Origin of the sequence: Microcoleus sp. LAD1_D3 (genome assembly GCF_036702135.1) — a bacterium.
In the GTDB taxonomy this organism is placed as follows: Bacteria; Cyanobacteriota; Cyanobacteriia; order Cyanobacteriales; family Microcoleaceae; genus Microcoleus.
The window spans coordinates 58,029-76,149 of the sequence record NZ_JAUBSB010000003.1 but is presented as its reverse complement, the minus strand read 5'-3'; the positions used below and the strand labels follow the sequence as shown (position 1 = coordinate 76,149).

15 protein-coding genes are annotated in these 18,121 nt (G+C 46.6%); 8 read left to right on the top strand and 7 right to left on the bottom strand.

The window, feature by feature from the left end; genetic code table 11:
* Nucleotides 1-51: 51 nt before the first annotated feature.
* Both QUA74_RS02275 and QUA74_RS02270 read right to left on the bottom strand, forming a co-directional pair.
* The gene (locus QUA74_RS02275; RefSeq protein ID WP_333324555.1) at nt 52-1,089 is read right to left on the bottom strand and encodes a M28 family peptidase; all 1,038 of its coding nucleotides are present in this window, start codon (nt 1,087-1,089) and stop codon (nt 52-54) included.
* Nucleotides 1,090-1,441: 352 nt separating this feature from the next.
* Entirely contained in the window at nt 1,442-2,020 is a 579-nt protein-coding gene (locus QUA74_RS02270) for a hypothetical protein (protein ID WP_333324553.1), read from the bottom strand.
* Nucleotides 2,021-2,362: 342 nt separating this feature from the next.
* On the opposite strand from QUA74_RS02270, the gene QUA74_RS02265 reads away from it, so the two are divergent.
* A complete protein-coding gene (locus QUA74_RS02265) occupies nt 2,363-5,710 on the top strand; it encodes an EAL domain-containing protein (protein ID WP_333324551.1) in 3,348 nt (1,115 codons plus the stop codon).
* Between the two features lie 172 nt (nt 5,711-5,882).
* On the opposite strand, the gene QUA74_RS02260 is transcribed toward QUA74_RS02265, so the two are convergent.
* On the bottom strand, nt 5,883-6,200 hold the full coding sequence (locus tag QUA74_RS02260; protein WP_333324549.1) for a helix-turn-helix transcriptional regulator: 318 nt from the start codon (nt 6,198-6,200) through the stop codon (nt 5,883-5,885).
* 253 nt (nt 6,201-6,453) lie between these two features.
* On the opposite strand from QUA74_RS02260, the gene QUA74_RS02255 reads away from it, so the two are divergent.
* Both QUA74_RS02255 and glgP read left to right on the top strand, forming a co-directional pair.
* On the top strand, nt 6,454-6,714 hold the full coding sequence (locus QUA74_RS02255) for a hypothetical protein (protein ID WP_333324547.1): 261 nt from the start codon (nt 6,454-6,456) through the stop codon (nt 6,712-6,714).
* A 111-nt stretch (nt 6,715-6,825) separates the two neighbouring features.
* Nucleotides 6,826-9,384 carry an alpha-glucan family phosphorylase gene (glgP, locus tag QUA74_RS02250; protein WP_333324782.1) on the top strand — a complete coding sequence of 853 codons (2,559 nt, stop codon included), beginning with the start codon at nt 6,826-6,828 and terminating at the stop codon, nt 9,382-9,384.
* Nucleotides 9,385-10,023: 639 nt separating this feature from the next.
* On the opposite strand, the gene mnmG is transcribed toward glgP, so the two are convergent.
* The 3 genes from mnmG to QUA74_RS02235 all read right to left on the bottom strand — a co-directional run bounded on the left by mnmG (nt 10,024) and on the right by QUA74_RS02235 (nt 12,731).
* Nucleotides 10,024-11,940, bottom strand: a complete 1,917-nt coding sequence (mnmG, locus tag QUA74_RS02245) for a tRNA uridine-5-carboxymethylaminomethyl(34) synthesis enzyme MnmG (protein WP_333324546.1) — start codon at nt 11,938-11,940, stop codon at nt 10,024-10,026.
* Between the two features lie 76 nt (nt 11,941-12,016).
* On the bottom strand, nt 12,017-12,370 hold the full coding sequence (locus QUA74_RS02240; RefSeq protein WP_333324544.1) for a transcriptional regulator: 354 nt from the start codon (nt 12,368-12,370) through the stop codon (nt 12,017-12,019).
* Nucleotides 12,360-12,731 (bottom strand): type II toxin-antitoxin system RelE/ParE family toxin, encoded by a 372-nt coding sequence (locus QUA74_RS02235; RefSeq protein WP_333324542.1) that lies wholly within the window; start codon nt 12,729-12,731, stop codon nt 12,360-12,362. Before QUA74_RS02235 ends, QUA74_RS02240 begins: the two co-directional genes overlap by 11 nt.
* Nucleotides 12,732-12,893: 162 nt before the next feature.
* Here QUA74_RS02235 and QUA74_RS02230 point away from each other — a divergent pair, with 162 nt between their 5' ends.
* The 5 genes from QUA74_RS02230 to QUA74_RS02210 all read left to right on the top strand — a co-directional run bounded on the left by QUA74_RS02230 (nt 12,894) and on the right by QUA74_RS02210 (nt 17,752).
* Nucleotides 12,894-13,223 carry a hypothetical protein gene (locus QUA74_RS02230; RefSeq protein ID WP_333037185.1) on the top strand — a complete coding sequence of 110 codons (330 nt, stop codon included), beginning with the start codon at nt 12,894-12,896 and terminating at the stop codon, nt 13,221-13,223.
* Nucleotides 13,224-13,421: 198 nt separating this feature from the next.
* Nucleotides 13,422-14,951: a photosystem II chlorophyll-binding protein CP47 gene (psbB, locus tag QUA74_RS02225; RefSeq protein ID WP_333324540.1), complete on the top strand. Its 1,530-nt coding sequence runs from the start codon at nt 13,422-13,424 to the stop codon at nt 14,949-14,951.
* Between the two features lie 144 nt (nt 14,952-15,095).
* On the top strand, nt 15,096-15,191 hold the full coding sequence (locus tag QUA74_RS02220; RefSeq protein WP_006635641.1) for a photosystem II reaction center protein T: 96 nt from the start codon (nt 15,096-15,098) through the stop codon (nt 15,189-15,191).
* Nucleotides 15,192-15,385: 194 nt separating this feature from the next.
* Nucleotides 15,386-15,943 carry a transcriptional regulator NrdR gene (gene nrdR, locus QUA74_RS02215; RefSeq protein WP_333324780.1) on the top strand — a complete coding sequence of 186 codons (558 nt, stop codon included), beginning with the start codon at nt 15,386-15,388 and terminating at the stop codon, nt 15,941-15,943.
* 639 nt (nt 15,944-16,582) lie between these two features.
* The gene (locus QUA74_RS02210; RefSeq protein WP_333324538.1) at nt 16,583-17,752 is read left to right on the top strand and encodes a 30S ribosomal protein S1; all 1,170 of its coding nucleotides are present in this window, start codon (nt 16,583-16,585) and stop codon (nt 17,750-17,752) included.
* 68 nt (nt 17,753-17,820) lie between these two features.
* Here QUA74_RS02210 and QUA74_RS02205 read toward each other — a convergent pair whose 3' ends face one another.
* Nucleotides 17,821-18,084: a hypothetical protein gene (locus QUA74_RS02205; RefSeq protein ID WP_333324536.1), complete on the bottom strand. Its 264-nt coding sequence runs from the start codon at nt 18,082-18,084 to the stop codon at nt 17,821-17,823.
* Between the last annotated feature and the right edge of the window lie 37 nt (nt 18,085-18,121).

The window sequence follows — 18,121 nt, the reverse complement described above, 5'->3', positions numbered from 1 at the left end:
GGCTCTTCCGGGTAACGAGTAGATTACCGATTACCAATTACCGATTACTAATTACCGAATTTCCAATAATTTAGCCACGGCATTGACAACAATTTGAGCAGAACCGGCGAAAAAAGGTCGATCGATAGTTGCTAATGTATCGCTAGATTGGTGATAGTGGGGCGATCGCAAATTTGCAGTATCCGTCACCAACACGGCACCAATTCCTTTATACCAGAAAGGCGCGTGGTCACTGCGTAAAACATCGGGAGTCAGCAACCCTTTCAGCGGAACCGGCAGCGCCACCACCGGCGGCAAATCGGCTTTTCCAGACTCCGCAAAACTTTTCAATAGCAGCGGATGTTCGGCATCGCCAATCACAGCGATAAACTCGCCTTTGTCGGGAGAAGTTACCCCCGATGCTTCTAGAAAAGGTTGCGCTGTCAATCCTTCGGGATATTGCTGGCATCCGGGCGTGCGGCAGGCATAACCTACCATATCCAGGACGATCGCACCCTGCAAATTTTTTAACCGCGCCTCGCTACCGGTGAATGCTAAACTGCCTAAAAGTCCGAGTTCTTCCCTGTCGAAAAATGCTACCTGCAATGTCCGAGGCGTGGGGCGAGAACCCAGCAATCTTGCTACTTCTAAAACTACTGCAACTCCCGTCGCATTGTCGTCAGCGCCTGGGGAGTTTGGTACAGTATCGTAGTGTGCTGCCACTAAAATTGCACCGGCGTTTGAGTCAGTGCCTTTTCTCTCAGCGAAGACGTTGATTCCGCGATCGAACGGCTGCAAATCTGCGGAAAATCCTAATGTTTGCAGTTGTTTAGAAATGTAATCTCTAGTAAAAGAGCGAGATCCTTCTCCCTCACGTTCTCCTGCTAAAGTCTCGACGTGTTTCCACAACCGGGACGGGTCAATTTGGGGTTGGCCGGCTGCATTTTTTTCAGCATAAAATGGTGAGGGAGAGGGGTTTGGGGAAATGTGGATATTGCGCTCGATTGAAACTTCCGGTACAGCCGACAACCGCTGCCACGAGTCAGAACGCCAACCCACAGCCGCCACCGCAACCAGAATAAATAGCGCTATCCAAATCAATTGTTTCATCAGTAAGTCTATGTGAGATTTTAGACAGGGATTACGCACTCCTCACTCTCATCAACCGGGTTTTTTAGCGGAAGCGAGGGCTGCAACAAAGTCTTTTCGTAAAACCCGGTTGATGCGTCCAGAACAGTTATAGTTTAGATTTTAGGTGGACACCAGAGTTAAAAATAAACCTGTTTCAAAAAATGAAACTCAAAAATCTTAAAATTAACTGCGCCAGAGGCAGTTTTGTATTTTTTATCTAAAAAAGCAGGTAAAAGCCTTGCGATGTTGCCGTCGCATCTGTCTTGCTTATTGGATCGTTCGACGGCTACATTCAAATCACGAATTTACCTTGAAACTTTAAAAGTAAAAACTACTTTTTTTCCCACTCAATCTCCTTATTCTCCAAGATCAACCCGCTGCTGCTGGGAACAGCGTAAGGAATAGTTGTTGCAGAAAATTTGACTATTTGAGTTGGTTGTTGAAACCACTCGGAATAACTCGGATTTAGTTGGTCGTAGAGTGCTTTTAAAGCTTGGATTTCTACCTCTAGCTGCGCTGCGACTTGATTGATTTTGCGAGCTTGTGCTTGCAAGCGCTTTTCCCCGGTTTGAACAGTGTTTTCTACTTCTTGCCAGTGCTCTCCGGCCAGCATTTTTTCTAGTTCACCTTGCTTGTAATTGAGTAAAGCCTGTTTTTGTTGCAGTTGCTTTTCAATATTTTTAGTCTCTCGGTCAATTTCCTGGATTTGCTGCAACCACTGCTCCCCAAAAGCAGCAGTTTGCTGGTGGAACTCGGCAATGGCTTCAGGAGTATTATTTTTGGGAAAACTGACTGCCACTCGGCACTCAGAGCGCTGTACGCCAAGTTTTTCCCGCGACTCTTGCAGGGCAGTAACTTGTGCTTGCAGCGCGCGGACTTCTTTTTGGAGTTCTGGGATGGTCTGACTCATGGGTTCAATTAGGGGACCTCTGCATCGATTTTAAGCTAATTGTTTATTTTTCTAACAAATCCCGGTCGCCTCCTTGCGGGAATGATCTAATTTTAGCGCGCTCCCACCCGGTGTCTACGCACAATGGCGGATAATTTGTGGCACAATGGCTGATGACACATTTTAAATTAAGATTAAAATTGTAATTAGTTATAAGGCTAAATTCTTAGCTTGGTAAAATTTAATTTACAAATCCACATAAATTAAGGTTGGCTCCGTTTTGCTATGACACCTCAAGTTCTGTTCAATTTTTTTATATTTTTGATGGCAAAAGCATCTTTTTAAAATTAGGAGCAGGAGGAAATGAAAATTATCTATGGATTAATTTGGGGATATTTAACTGCTGCTATTTTTGGTGTGGAATGTTGCATTAATGCAAAAATATTGTTGGCAAGTGTAGGGGAGGGAAACGGCAATCGCGCTTTAGGATCAATTTTGGTTGCGCCTGAGAAACATAGCTATTTGCGATCGACATCTCGCCCTCCTGCGTCTGCAAGCGCCGACTTATTGTTGGAGAAATTATCCCACATAAAGTCAGTAAATTTACGGACTGACAATTTTATACAATCTGAGGAAATCCCGGAGAAAGAGCGTACTTTTAGGTTAAAAATAATCGGTTCTTATCTGGCTTTTATTTCTGTAGTAATCTCATTATTGATCAGGACGAACACAGTAAATATTTTATCCCAGGGGATCGGGTTAATCAAAGCCAAGTCTGAAACAGGGAAGAACAAGTTACCAGAAGGAGAAAAAGTGTTGTATCCAAAAAAAGAACAGGATATCTGGGATACTATTGCCCAAATGACACAAGATTTGCAGCAAACTGCCGAATATGCCCTCGATATTTGCGAGGAAATGAACGTCTCGATAATTGCGACTACACCGGGCGGTCATATCCTGTCGTTAAACCAAGCTACCTGTCAACTTTTGGGATACTCTAAAAAAGAGTTGTTAGGTAAACCAATAGCCGGACTTTTTAAGAAAACTGAATCACCTGCACCCGAGTTAGAGTTAGCAAGTTTAACAGCCGAAGGTTCTGTCCGCAACGTCGAAAAAGTCTACCTTTCTAAACAGCAAAAAAAAATAATTGTACTGCTTTCTATTTCACTTATTCGCGACGGTAAAGGCAAGGTCAGCGGCAAGTTATACATAGCACAAGATATTACCGATAGCAAGCGGGCTGAAAGAAATTTGCGCCGCAGTGAAAAAAAGTTTCGCCAACTGATAGAAACTGTGAATGCTGTGGCATTTATCTATCACCGCAGACAGTTCCGTTATGTCAATGCTCAGACAGAAGCTCTGACAGGATATACTCGCGAAGAATTACTAGCATTGGATTTATATGACTTAATTCATCGAGATTTTTTAGAAATAGTTAAAAAATGGGGTAAATCCAGTGACGCGCGCTCAACGGCCGGGTCAAAATATGAATTAATAATAGTCACGAAAACTGGAGAAATGCGCTGGTTGGAAGCAACTGTAGATATTATAAAATTTGAAAAAAAAGCCTCGATCTTAATCACAGCGTTTGACATCAGCGATCGCAAATTAGCAGAGTTAGAACTAGAAACATCTCTTTCGTTGCTTCAAGCAACCATTGAATCTACTGCTGACGGTATTCTGGCGGTTGACAGTGGAGGCACAGTGCTCACCTTTAATCGCAAGTTTGCCGAAATGTGGCACTTGCCGGATTTCCTGCTGGATTCGAGAGATAACAAGCAAATTTGGGAGTTCGGAATCAATCAGTTAAAATACCCAGAAATATTTCTCAACTGTGCTAAAGAATTGTCCGATCGCCCCGCAGCAGAAAGTTACGATATCATCGAGTTTACAGATGGCAGAATCTTCGAGCGCTACTCGTTGCCCCAGCGCACGGGAGGCAAAATTACGGGTCGAGTATTCAGCTTTCGGGATGTAACGGAACGGGTGCAATCCGAAGAAAAACTACGCAAAAGCGAAGAACGCTTTCACCTGCTGACGAGGGCGACAAATGATGCCGTATGGGATTTTGATTTATTAAAAAATGAGTATTGGTTGAGCGAAGAATTTGAAAAAGTTTTTGGATACAAACTCAACGAAACTCAGACGATAGAATTAGAATCGTGGTGGCTAAATATTCATCCCGAAGAACGGGAAAGAGTGATGTTAAGCTTCAACGAAACAATGAACTCAGACGCTCAATGTTGGTCGGAAGAATACAGCTTTCACCGTGCAGACGGGGGATATGTTTTTGTGCTCGATCGCGGCTACATCATCCGCAATGAAAGTGGCAAAGCAGTAAGGGCGATCGGTACGATGATGGACATTACTCAGCGCAAGCAAGCTGAAGAAATTATTCGCTATCAAGCTGTTTATGACCAACTCACTGGTTTGCCGAACCGGATACTTTTTAACGAGCGGCTGCTGGCTTCCTTAAAACAAGCTAAACAAACCAAAAAAATGCTAGCTGTGATGTTTTTAGACTTGGACAGGTTCAAAAAGATTAATGATACACTAGGTCACGCTGCAGGCGATCGCCTGTTAGAAGGTTTTGCCGGACGCATCAGCGACACTTTGCGATCGACTGACACGGTTGCCCGCTGGGGAGGCGACGAATTTACCATACTGCTTCCCGATATCAATTGCTTAGAAGATGCAGTTAAAACAGCTCAAAGAATCCTCCACAATTTAAAGCCTGCATTTAAACTAGAAGGACAACCCTTTCATGTTAGCAGCAGCATCGGCATTGCCCTTTATCCCGATGATGGTGAAGATGCCGAAACTTTAGTCAAAAATGCCGATGCCGCCTTGTACCGCGCTAAAGAAATGGGAAGAAATAACTATCAGTTATATACTTCAACAATTAATCCCCAAGGGAGCCAGTTACTCACTATAGAACACAGGCTGCACGAGGCTTTAGAACAGGGAGAATTTGAGGTTTTCTACCAGCCAAAAGTCAACATCACTACTTGGAAAATTCAGGGCATGGAAGCCCTGCTACGCTGGCAACATCCACAATTAGGTTTAGTTACTCCCACTACATTTATTCCGATCGCCGAAGAGAACGGGCTCATTGTAGCTATTGGGGAATGGGTACTGCAAACAGCCTGCACTCAAAATAAAGCTTGGCAGGATGCTTTGCAGCCAGATTTGCGGGTAGCAGTCAACGTTTCGGCTCGGCAGTTCCAGCAATTTAATTTATTAGAAATGGTAGCGAACTGCTTGGAAAAAAGCGGTTTAGCACCCAAGTATTTAGAGTTAGAAATTACCGAGACTACAGCCATGCAAGATGTGGATTATACCACAAAAGTTCTCAGGGAGTTGCAGAATATGGGAGTGCAAATTGCGCTGGACGATTTCGGCACGGGTTATTGTTCTCTAAATTATCTCAAAAAGTTTCCCTTGAATATCTTAAAAATAGATAAATCCTTTGTCAGCGGACTGACGACTGATCCCTGCGAACGGGCGATCGCCAAGGCTGTAGCGACACTGGGGCGCGATTTGAACTTGAGCGTAGTAGCAGAAGGAGTAGAAACTCAAGAGCAGTTGGAGTGTTTGCGCGAACTCCACTGTCAAGAAATTCAGGGTTATTATTTCAGCCCTGCCCTCTCGGCTGGTGATGCTACCAAACTTTTGGTAAATTCTATGTTGAGGAAAGTGCAAATGGCTTAATTAATCATTAGTCATTAGTCATTAGTCATTAGTTATTAGTCATTTGTAGGGTGAGTGAGTCGCGGTTCAAGATTTATCTATTGGTAACAATAGTTAATCTGCGCGCCTCACCCATCCATAGGGATTTGGTGCTTCGTTCACACCCGAAAGTTATAGTTATTGACCGAGAATCTTAGTCTCCGGACTGGTTTTCCTGCGCTGCACCCCCAACATCATCGCTGCTAGAGCGCTTCGGCGGACCTAAGTTGTCGGGCAATTCGTTAAGATTCTTGCCCAAAGCGTGACACAGCGCTTTAACTTGAGGAATTGTCAGCTCAGGGGCGTCAAGTCCTCGCTCCCAATTGCTAATCGCTTGTCTAGTTAAAGTTTTTGCTCCTGTTTTATCGGGGATTTGGCTTGCGAGCTGAGATTGAGTTAAACCGACAGCCTCTCTTAATACTTGCAAGGCTGGCTTGGTATTTGGATCTTGATTGGGCTTCTTTCTGGACATATCAGCAAAACAAAGCAAGCACACTTGATAAACTGCGAGGTCGCAAGTATGCTTGCTTTTATAGACACGACAAAAAGCGGTCGGGCGGGCCTGACATAGGGTGTTTAGCTTGCTCAAACCGCCTTAACATTAGTGTCTCCTATTAGTGCAAGTGTTTGATGTCAAACACGTGCATACCCCTTAACCTGCTGAGGTTTGGGCTGCAAACCAAGCCCCTTTCTCTCAAAGGCGTTAAATCAGAAGTGAAAATCAGATGAAATCAGCGGCACAAAATCAGGTAGTGCATCAACTCAAGGTCATGGAAACCAACTTGCACCAAATCCAGTGCAAGCTTATTAAAACCTCCGTTTTAAACTTGTGGCAAATAGTTTTGCCCGACGGAAAGAGAATTTTGCTGGAACACGCGGGCGGCGGACACTGGATTTTTCGGTCTAGTGGCATTGAGAAATCTCATCAGGAAGTGCGGCAAGCGGTTTTAAGGGCGATCGGCATTTGCTCGCGCCACCGCAGTTAAGGTAACAGCCGATCGCCCGCCCTTGTTAAAACTTAAAATAGTGTGCAGAATAACGGACTTGTACCCAAAGACAGAGGAAAATATCGCTACTCAAACATAAAAGCTTTGTCTATGCAGCCGATTCGCACATTTAACGTTTCCCCGTCGCTACCGGCAATTCTCGAACCCCTGCGCCAGCTTGCCTACAACTTGCACTGGGATTGGAACGTTGATACCAAAGACCTTTTCCGCCGCCTCGATCGAGACCTCTGGGACTCCAGCAACCAAAACCCGGTGCTGATGCTCGGAACCATATCTCAAGAGCGACTGCAAGAAATGGCAGAAGATGAAGGCTTCATTGCCCAAATGAACCGAGCAGCCCAACAATTAGACGATTATCTCAAAAATCGCGCCTGGTACCGCAAACAGCGCGACACCGAGCAGCAAGAATGCTACGCTTACTTTTCGATGGAATTCGGCTTAGTTAAAGCCCTACCGATCTATTCCGGCGGTTTGGGCGTGCTCGCAGGCGACCACCTCAAATCAGCTAGCGATTTGGGCTTGCCCTTAGTCGGTGTCGGCTTGCTATACCAAGAAGGTTATTTTTCGCAGTATCTCAACGCCGACGGCTGGCAGCAAGAACGCTATCCGCTCAACGATTTCTACAATATGCCGCTGCACCCAGAACGCAATCCCGACGGTTCGGAATTGCGGATTGAGGTAGACTATCCCGGCCGCAAGGTGTACGCCCGGATTTGGCGAGTACAAGTGGGAACGGTTCCTTTGTACCTGATGGATACAAATATTGAACCTAACAGCCGCTACGACCAAGATATTAGCGACCAACTGTACGGCGGTGACAAAACTCTGCGGATGCACCAAGAAATCATGCTGGGCATCGGCGGCGTGAAAATGCTCAAGGCATTGGGGCTGACAGTTACGGCTTATCACATGAATGAAGGCCACGCGGCTTTCATGGCTTTGGAACGCATTCGGATGCTGATGGAGGAATATCACCTGAGTTTCGTAGAAGCGGAACAGGTGGTGGTTTCGAGCAGTATGTTTACGACTCACACGCCGGTGCCTGCTGGGTTTGACTTGTTCGAGCCGGATATGGTGATGCACTATCTGAGTCAGTATCCCAAGATATTTGGCTTGTCGCAAAATGAGTTTTTGGGATTGGGCCGGGAGAATACTGGCGATTTGTCCGCACCTCTGAATATGGCAATTTTGGCAATTAAAATGTCGAGTTTTGTCAACGGGGTAGCGGCTTTGCACGGTGTGGTGTCGCGCCCGATGTTTCAGGGTTTGTGGCCGGGTTTGCCGCAGGAAGAAGTACCGATTACTTCGATTACCAACGGGGTGCACGCTCGCAGTTGTGTGGCGAAGTCTACTCAGGAGTTGTACGATCGATACCTTGGCCCGGACTGGGAAATGACCGGTAAGGACGATCGACTCTGGGATCGGATGTCGTCGATTCCTGATGAGGAATTGTGGCGCAATCACGAACGCTGTCGCTCGGAGTTGGTGGTGTTCGCACGGGAGTGGCTGCAAAAGACTTTGCGTGAGCGCGGTGCGGCCCAAACGGAAATCGAACACGCGCGGGAGGCTCTCGATCCGAAGGTGCTGACGATCGGGTTTGCACGCCGTTTTGCTACTTACAAGCGGGCGACGCTGTTTTTGCGCGATGTCGATCGAATCATGCGGATCATGCGCGATCAAAATCGCCCGGTGCAGTTTGTGATTGCTGGGAAGGCTCACCCTATGGATATTCCGGGTAAGGAATTGATTCGGGATATCGTTCACTTCATCCGCGAGCACGAGACGATGAGTTCGATGGTGTTTTTACCGAACTACGACATTAACGTTGCTCGGATGATGGTGTCTGGCTGCGATGTGTGGCTGAATACGCCGCGCCGCCCGCGTGAGGCTTCCGGTACTTCCGGGATGAAAGCTTCGATGAATGGTTTACCGAATCTGAGCATTCTTGACGGATGGTGGGATGAGGCTGATTATGTTCGTACCGGTTGGCCGATCGGACATGGGGAATTTTACGAAGATACTAAGTATCAGGATGAAGTCGAGGCTAATGCTTTGTATGACTTGATGGAAAAAGAAGTTGTACCGCTGTTTTACAACCGGGATGCTGATGGAATTCCCCGCGGTTGGACGGCGAAAATGAAAGATTCTATTCGCTTGAATTGTCCTTTGTTCAATACTGCTCGGATGGTGAAGGATTACGCACGGCGGGCATATTTCCCGGTGAGCGATCGATTCTTCACGATGACTTCGGATAATTGCGCTCCGGCCAAGGAGTTGTCTCACTGGAAGAAGCACGTTCTCGCGAAGTGGCACGATATTAAGATTGAGGCTGTTGATATTTCTCAGGATAAGGAAGTTAAGGTCAATCAGTCGATCGCTGTTAAATCTCGGATTAATCTGATGGGATTGACCCCTGCGGACGTGCAAGTTGAACTTTATCAAGGTTCGGTTGATGCTAACGGCGATATCATTGGTGGCGTGCCGGTGGTGATGGAGTATTTGGGAGAAGATTCTCACAATGCTAGCCTTTATACGGCTGACATTACTTATACTTCTAGCGGTTTGCAAGGTTTGTCGTTGCGGGTTTTGCCGAAGCACGATAATCTCAGCAGTCCTTATGAAGCTGGCGTGATTCTCTGGGCACATTAGTCAGTAGTCAGTAATCAGTAGTCAGTAGTCAGTAGTCAGGAGAATAAAGGAAGATTTTCCTACTTCTCCCTCTCTCTGACTCTCCCACTTTTGTTATCGAAGCTGGGGAATGACTATTTAGCCGATTGTGCAATGATCGCCCAATACCAAATTCCGCTCTATTTCCTAGTACCACCAGTGACCGCGTATATAAGCGTGCAGCAAGGCATCTCGCTGGTCTTCTAAGGCTTTGAGGTTGGCAAAAATGGTGGGAATTTCGGGGATGTTTGAACCACGGATGAACGCTGATTTTTATACGGGATGTTTGCGAAATTCTGACTTGGTTCGAGGATTGATCAATATCTACAATATACTGGCAGCATTTCATCAATTAGAGTTGAGATTCTGCCCGTTTTCCTTTTTTGTGGCATTGCTGAATACAGGTATAAATTCAAGATTTCGGAATTTTTATAAGCCCAGTCGGGTGAGTTTTGTAACATCAAGCGAAAAGTTGATTCATACCGTGACTCAGCAACGCCCAGAATCTATATCCATCAATTTGAAAGCCGCCAAACAAAATAGTGGTTCCACAAGAGTCACACTTTTTCACACTGCGATTTCATAAAATTGAAGGAAGCCTTGAGACACCTCTAGTTTAGCTTATTTACCTACACCCGCTGGCTGCTGACGGTTTCGCACTTCCAGAAAAATCAACAAAGCATTAACATCAGCCGGATTTACCCCGCCAATTCTGGCCGCTTGGCCAATAGTCAGTGGCTGCACTTTAGTCAACTTTTCCCGCGACTCTTTCGAGAGAGTTGTAATTGCCATGTAATCCAAATCCGCAGGCAATTGTCGGCGTTCATGTCTGACAATTTCATCAATTTGATTTTGCTGTTTTTGCAGATAGCCCGAATATTTGATGTCAATTTCTGCACCCTCTTTCTCAGCCAACTTCAGACTAGAATTGCCTAAATTGTACCGTTCCAAATCGACATAATGAAAACCCGGACGACGCAACAAATCAGCGAGAGTAATTGAACCTTTAATCGCTTGTTGAGTGTCTGCCAAAATTGCCTTGCCAATCTCCTCGTGCTCTTTCACCCGCGTCGAGTACAAGCGTTCCTTCTCTGCCACAATATTAGCTTTTTTCCGCTCAAATAACTCCCACCGCCGATCGTCAATCAAACCAATTTCCCGTCCCAGCGGAGTCAAGCGTTGGTCAGCATTGTCCGATCGCAATAATAGCCGATATTCCGATCGCGAAGTCAACATCCGGTAAGGTTCCCGCAAATCCTTCGTACACAAATCATCGATCAAAGTGCCGATATAACTTTGCTCACGAGGAAACACAATCATCTCCTGATTTTTCGCAAACCTGGCTGCATTAATCCCCGCCACAATCCCCTGTGCAGCCGCCTCCTCATATCCAGTTGTACCGTTCACCTGACCCGCGCAAAACAGCCCTTCGATCTTCTTAGTCATCAGCGTTGGAAAGCACTGAGTAGCCGGCAAATAATCATACTCAACAGCATAAGCAGGGCGCATCATCTCGCACTTTTCCAAACCAGGAAGAGTCCGCAACATTTGCAATTGCAAAGTTTCCGGTAAACCAGTCGAAAAACCTTGGATATAAAGTTCAGGAATATCTCTACCTTCCGGTTCAATAAAAATCTGGTGACTTTCCTTATCCGCAAACCGTACAATTTTATCTTCAATACTCGGACAATAGCGCGGCCCCTTCGCATCAACCCAGCCGCCGTAGACTGGAGAAAGGTGCAAATTGTCTCTAATTAACTGGTGAGTTTCGGGCGTAGTTCGAGTTAAATAACAAGGCATTTGTTCCCGTTCGATCCAAACTTCTGGATCGAAACTAAACCAGCGAACCTCTGCATCTCCCGGCTGCGGTTCCAGGTTGGTATAATCCAGAGTACGTTTGTCAACTCTTGCCGGAGTTCCTGTTTTTAATCTGCCAGTTTCAAAGCCTAAACGATTGAGAGTTTCCGTCAAACCAACGGCGGCAAATTCTCCGGCACGTCCGGCGGGCATCGACTTATTGCCTACCCAAATTGTGCCACCTAAAAAAGTACCTGTGGTCAGAATTACAGCTTTGCATTCAAAAGCGACGCCGAAGTATGTTTCGACTCCGATTACTTCTTCATTTTTGCCCAAAACTAAGTCTGTTACCATCGCTTCTCGGATGGTCAAATTCTCTTGGTTTTCAACAATATTATTCATCACAGCGGCGTATTCCCGCTTGTCAGTTTGTGCTCGCAGGGCCCACACTGCGGGGCCTCGTGAAGAGTTGAGGATGCGCTTTTGTAGATAAGTGCGATCGGCCATTTTGCCAATTTCCCCGCCTAACGCATCAACTTCGTTAGTAAGTTGGGTCTTAGCCGGGCCACCGACAGCCGGATTGCAAGGTTGCCACGCAATTTTGTCGAGGTTGAGGGTGAGGAGAAGGGTGCGACAGCCGAGGCGAGAAGTGGCGAGGGCGGCTTCACAGCCGGAGTGTCCGCCACCTACTACGATGATGTCGAAACTGTCTTGGAATTGTACTGGTGTTTGTGCGGTCATTCGATTTTAGATTTTAGATTTTAGATTTTAGATTGAAGAATAGACATCTGGCAAAATTAGGTTTTAGTTTCCTCAATTAAAACTCTTCCTCTCCATTAGTGTAGCTGCTTTCTTCAAACATCGATGTTAATCCAGTAATTTTTACGGGGGGTCGATCTTTGAATTCTACGACAAATGACAACTCCCCACCCATTGCCGCGATATAACTTTGCAAAGTAGATACCAACAAATCCGCACGGCGTTCTAGCCGCGAGACATTTTCTTGACGCATATTTAATAATTCTGCCATGCGAATCTGAGTAAATTTCCTTGCTTTTCGTAAGTCTTGCAATGTCATTTCTTCAGCCATTAATTCAACCGCTCGCTTTTCGACTATGGCTCGTTGTTCGGGAGGTAAATTCTCCATAATAGTCTTCAGGCTAATTGTCATCTGTTTCTGGCTCCATTAACTTATTCAAATGGTCGGCAAATCTACTATCTGCTATCTTAATTAGTTGCTTGTAAAATCGCTTCTCACTACTACCAGATTTGTCCCCAGCTACCAACAAAATCGCTTCTCTGCGGGGGTCAAATGCAAAAGCGACTCGCCAAACTCCACCAGCCGCCTGAAACCTAAGTTCTTTCATATTGGTGTAGCTAGAACCATTGAGAGTATCGACGTGAGGACGCTTGAGGTTAGAACCAAATTCTTGTAACAGTGTGAGTTTTGCTAAAAGCTCTAATCTGACATCAGTGGGGAATTCGGTAAACTCAGAGTAAAAATCAGATTGAAACTCAATGTTCCATGTCATTGGGAGCAATTATGCCTTACATAGCATATTATAGGCAATAGTCGATCGAATAACAATATTTATATGCACCCTTCGCGTCTTCGCGGTTCAATAATTCCGTAATTCCGTACAATTGCAGTTTTGCGTTATGTTAGACAAAAAAATCTCAACAAGCGTACACAAGTGAAATACTTCTTCTTATCCGACGGCTGGAAAGTTGGGCGCGTCTGGGGGGTAGGCGGCGAGTGGAGTCACGCCGCCTGGAGGCGGCCACCGGACATCCAACAGCTCAACCTCTGTCTTTCCGATCGCAACGAAAAAATGTGGCTCTACCGCGTAGAAGACGCCGTACTCATGGTAGAAGTCCAACCAGCAGTCCGTCCCGATCCCGCCGATCCCGCCAAAAATATCGGCAACGTCACCCTCACCAGACTGATCGATGCCGAGCAAGTCCTCGAACGCCTCGGGACGATCGCCGCGCGCTGCGAAATGGGCAACCCGCAACTAATGTAATGCCCAACATATTGCAATCGGTTCTAACACTCGATACACTTCTTTAAATAACTTTCATTTTTATGCCTCCACCTTTGAAGGTAGATGGCAGTCGGCAAAAGGCAGAGTTTAAACCCTGCAGGTAACTGCTGGGGATTCAGAATCTGATTTTTCCGTAAAAATAGACATCATCACTTACACCTTGGAGAACCGCAGTCAATGGGACTACCCTGGTATCGCGTACACACAGTCGTCTTAAATGACCCAGGCCGATTGATTTCTGTACACTTAATGCACACTGCCCTCGTGGCAGGTTGGGCCGGCTCAATGGCCCTTTATGAATTAGCAGTTTTTGACCCCACAGACCCAGTTCTGAACCCAATGTGGCGTCAAGGGATGTTCGTGTTGCCCTTCATGACTCGCTTGGGAGTTACGGGTTCTTGGGGCGGTTGGAGCATCACGGGCGAAGGTAATGTCGATCCGGGCTTCTGGTCCTTTGAAGGCGTGGCCGTCGCTCACATCATCCTTTCGGGCCTGCTGTTCTTAGCAGCAGTTTGGCACTGGGTATTTTGGGACTTAGAACTTTTCAGAGACCCTCGCACCGGTGAACCAGCCCTCGACTTGCCAAAAATGTTTGGCATTCACCTGTTCCTCTCCGGCTTGCTCTGCTTCGGCTTCGGTGCATTTCACCTTTCGGGACTTTTTGGCCCGGGAATGTGGGTGTCCGACCCCTACGGCCTGACCGGTCACGTCCAGCCAGTGGCGCCTGCTTGGGGCCCAGAAGGCTTTGACCCGTATAATCCGGGCGGCATCGTGGCTCACCACATTGCAGCGGGCGTAGTCGGCGTAATTGCCGGTTTGTTTCACTTGACAGTGCGGCCGCCGGAACGTCTTTACAAAGCCCTGCGGATGGGGAATATCGAAACTGTACTTTCTAGCAGTATCGCTGCCGTGTTCTTCGCAGCCTTTGTGGTTGCGGGTACGATGTGGTACGGTTCTGCTGCTACTCCGATCGAACTTTTTGGCCCGACTCGCTATCAGTGGGACAGCGGCTATTTCCAACAAGAAATCGATCGCAGAGCTCAAGCTACCTTGGCCGGGGGTCAAGGCTTCCAAGAAGCTTACGAACAAATTCCCGAAAAATTGGCTTTCTACGACTACGTGGGCAACTCTCCTGCTAAAGGCGGTTTGTTCCGGGCCGGCGCGATGGTCAATGGCGATGGTATTGCGAAAAGCTGGCTGGGTCATCCAGTATTTACTGACAGCGAAGGTCGGGTATTGTCGGTTCGCCGCCTCCCCAACTTCTTTGAAACTTTCCCAGTGATTTTGACGGACAAAGATGGGATCGTTCGCGCTGACATCCCCTTCCGCCGTGCTGAATCAAAATACAGCTTTGAACAAAGCGGAGTTACCGTCAGCTTCTACGGCGGCGAACTTAACGGTCAAACCTTTAATAATCCTCTAGATGTTAAGAAGTTTGCTCGCGCGGCTCAAAAAGGTGAAGTGTTTGAATTCGATCGTGAAACCTTGAATTCGGACGGCGTTTTCCGCACTTCGACTCGCGGTTGGTTCACTTTCGGACACGTTTGCTTTGCTTTGTTATTCTTCTTCGGCCATATCTGGCACGGTTCTCGGACTATTTTCCGCGACGTGTTTGCTGGAGTTGAGGCTGACCTGGAAGAACAAGTCGAGTGGGGCCTGTTCCAAAAGGTGGGCGACGTAACAACAAGAAGAGAAGAATCTCTCTAGATTTCGCCAGCCTCTGGGTAGGGGGGGAAACTTCCCCGCTACACAAAAACCCGGTTTCTTCAAGAAACCGGGTTTTTTTAGTTAATAATAAAACCAGTAATTAAGATAAAATAATACGGCAAGGGAAGATAGGGAAAATTTAACATGGAAAGTGTTGCTTACATTTTGATTCTGGCTTTAGCCATAGGCGTACTATTTTTTGCGATCGCCTTTCGGGAACCTCCCCGGATTGGCAAATAATTAGCTATACGCCTGCAGCACGTCCAAAATATCTTGAACCGGACTGCGGTTAGCCCGCATCATAGTGATCTAATTTGGTGCGGGACTATTTCACCGCTGTGTGCTAAGTGATTTTTCTAGTCCAGCCATTCATCAGACCCCAGGCGGTTAGATGAATGGCAATTTGCTGGCAATGCCTGTTAAAATCAGCAATCATGCGCTGTTCCTCCTGCCAACACACAAATAGCCGGGTTCTAGAATCGCGTTCAGCCGAATCAGGTCAAAGCATCCGTCGGCGGCGTGAGTGTTTGAGCTGCCAGCACCGCTTCACAACTTACGAACGTATAGAATTTGTCCCGATTACGGTGATCAAGCGGGACGGCAAGCGCGAATCTTTTGACAGGTCAAAATTAGTCAGGGGATTGATTCGGGCCTGCGAAAAAACCGGTTTGTCTTCCGGGCATCTCGAAACTCTGGCAGAAGAAATTGAGGCGCAACTCCAAGGTCGATCGCTCCGAGAAATCGCCAGTTCAGAAATAGGGGAACTGGTGCTGTTGCACCTGCGGCCGCTCAGCGAAGTCGCTTATGTCCGTTTTGCCTCAGTATATCGGCAATTTCGAGGCATCCGAGATTTTGTAGATACCCTAAATCACCTTCAGAATCCCCTCAACGAAGCTGAAGATACAGAAACTGCTCCAAATTTTGACGCAGATTTGCCAGATTCCGAAGCAGTCGATCGAGAAAGCCCCGCATCCTGCGCTAGTCCCAGCTAAGCTCGCTTAAATTAATTTAGAGAAATATTCTGGGAGATTGAAAACCGTGTCGCGAGGAAGGCCGGGAGGAATAGCGACTCAAGGGACTCTCATTCGAGCGAGTGTTCTTTTTTCTCAGTAAGAGTGCTGGGTGTGATATGATCGTCATCGGTCTAAAATAGAGTATAACTAGACAACGTAAAAACTTAACTGGATTAGTTGAGTGCGTAGTCACACCTAACGGTGTTGCAGTTTAGGAAAGCTCGCATTTGAACAAAACCTAACTAAAGATCGGTGACTAATTAAATACGGTAGGGCATACCGAAATTTACGCTTCTGGAGAAACCGACCTCTACTTAGACTGGAGTAATCCTGTCGCCAGCAAGTCGGCTCGTTGAATGAAGAATCTCAGTTTATTTATACCTGAGAGTGTCAAAATAGTCTACTTGACTCGGAATGTTAAGATTAAACGTTTTAACACAGAGTATGGAGTAACAGTAATGGCAAGCGCTGGTGTGCAGTTGCACCCGGCAAAAGTTAGCGAAAACTGACTTTAGTAAAAGATTTGGAAAAAAGTTAATCGCTTTTTCACCAAAATCTCTAATATCTGCCGGCACAAACGAAAAACATGAAGGAGAGAAATCCTAGGAAACTATTCGCATGGTCAATCTCAAAACCACAGTCAAAGACATCGGCTTTACTCACGAAGATTTTGCAGCCCTACTTGATAAATATGACTATCACTTTAGCCCGGGCGATGTAGTAGCGGGTACAGTTTTTAGTATAGAACCCAGGGGCGCTCTGATTGATATCGGTGCTAAAACAGCAGCGTACATTCCCATTCAGGAAATGTCGATCAATCGAGTCGAAAGCCCTGAAGAGGTATTGCAATCAAACGAAACCAGAGAATTTTTCATTCTAACCGATGAAAATGAAGACGGACAATTAACCCTGTCCATCCGGCGCATCGAGTATATGCGGGCGTGGGAAAGAGTGCGACAACTGCAAGCAGAAGATGCCACAGTACGATCGCAAGTATTTGCCACCAACCGCGGCGGCGCACTCGTGAGAATAGAAGGCTTGCGAGGCTTTATTCCCGGTTCTCATATAAGCACCCGCAAACCGAAGGAAGAATTAGTCGCCGAAGAATTACCATTAAAATTCTTAGAGGTAGACGAAGACCGCAACCGCCTAGTGTTGAGTCATCGTCGCGCCTTAGTTGAGCGCAAGATGAACCGCCTCGAAGTCGGGGAAGTGGTCATCGGTACAGTACGCGGTATCAAGCCTTACGGTGCCTTTATCGACATCGGCGGCGTCAGCGGCTTGCTGCACATCTCGGAAATTTCACACGATCACATCGATACGCCTCATAGCGTCTTCAATGTCAACGACGAAGTGAAAGTGATGATCATTGACTTGGATGCCGAGAGGGGCCGGATTTCTCTCTCCACTAAGCAATTGGAACCGGAACCGGGCGCGATGGTCAAAAATCGCGAATTGGTGTACGAAAAAGCTGAGGAAATGGCAGCTAAGTTCCGTGAGAAAATGCTGGCTCAAAAGCAAGCTAAAGCAGGCATGGACATTCCTGTAGACTCAACTGATGTTGATGATGAACTCTCCGACGAAATACTCGAAGACGTACCCTCAGCAATGGAAGAGGATCTGCCGGAAGTAGCACCGGAAGTAGCACCGGAAGTAGCACCCGAAGCAGCACCCGAAGTAGCACCGGAAGCGGCACCCGAAGCAGCACCCGAAGCAGCACCCGAAGCAGCACCCGAAGCAGTATTAGATGTAGTAGAGGAAGAAATCCCTCCTGCGACGGAAGAATAACATCGCAGTTAGTGTGTGATTAAAAGAGGGAAAATTCCCTCTTTTTTTTTTGAGTTAGTTATTAGTCATTAGTCGCTGCTGGGTGGTTGAGAATTCCCAATTCCCAATTCCCAATTCCCAATTACCAATTCCCAATTACCGAGATTTAAGAGATTTCTGTAGACCGATGCAGCGATCGCACTTTGAATTGATGCAAGTTGCAGATCCCTCTGCCTAAAGAAACATCGCCTTTTGCGTGCTAATTTGTTAAGATTTACAAACATCAGGGACATCCGCACAAGTGCAAGCTCATCAGAATTATCAGGCAAGAACAAACCAGGCGCACAAATCACACAACATAATCCTTATATATTTCTTGCCCTGACGCTC

Bases quoted from the DNA above. Each gene is read 5' to 3' on its own strand.
- psbB (WP_333324540.1), top strand. From the start codon at position 13,422: ATGGGACTACCCTGGTATCGCGTACACACAGTCGTCTTAAATGACCCA.
- QUA74_RS02210 (WP_333324538.1), top strand. From the start codon at position 16,583: ATGGTCAATCTCAAAACCACAGTCAAAGACATCGGCTTTACTCACGAA.
- glgP (WP_333324782.1), top strand. From the start codon at position 6,826: ATGCAGCCGATTCGCACATTTAACGTTTCCCCGTCGCTACCGGCAATT.
- QUA74_RS02240 (WP_333324544.1), bottom strand. From the start codon at position 12,370: ATGACAATTAGCCTGAAGACTATTATGGAGAATTTACCTCCCGAACAA.
- QUA74_RS02270 (WP_333324553.1), bottom strand. From the start codon at position 2,020: ATGAGTCAGACCATCCCAGAACTCCAAAAAGAAGTCCGCGCGCTGCAA.
- QUA74_RS02275 (WP_333324555.1), bottom strand. From the start codon at position 1,089: ATGAAACAATTGATTTGGATAGCGCTATTTATTCTGGTTGCGGTGGCG.
- nrdR (WP_333324780.1), top strand. From the start codon at position 15,386: ATGCGCTGTTCCTCCTGCCAACACACAAATAGCCGGGTTCTAGAATCG.
- mnmG (WP_333324546.1), bottom strand. From the start codon at position 11,940: ATGACCGCACAAACACCAGTACAATTCCAAGACAGTTTCGACATCATC.
- QUA74_RS02265 (WP_333324551.1), top strand. From the start codon at position 2,363: ATGAAAATTATCTATGGATTAATTTGGGGATATTTAACTGCTGCTATT.
- QUA74_RS02255 (WP_333324547.1), top strand. From the start codon at position 6,454: ATGAAATCAGCGGCACAAAATCAGGTAGTGCATCAACTCAAGGTCATG.
- QUA74_RS02220 (WP_006635641.1), top strand. From the start codon at position 15,096: ATGGAAAGTGTTGCTTACATTTTGATTCTGGCTTTAGCCATAGGCGTA.
- QUA74_RS02260 (WP_333324549.1), bottom strand. From the start codon at position 6,200: ATGTCCAGAAAGAAGCCCAATCAAGATCCAAATACCAAGCCAGCCTTG.
- QUA74_RS02235 (WP_333324542.1), bottom strand. From the start codon at position 12,731: ATGACATGGAACATTGAGTTTCAATCTGATTTTTACTCTGAGTTTACC.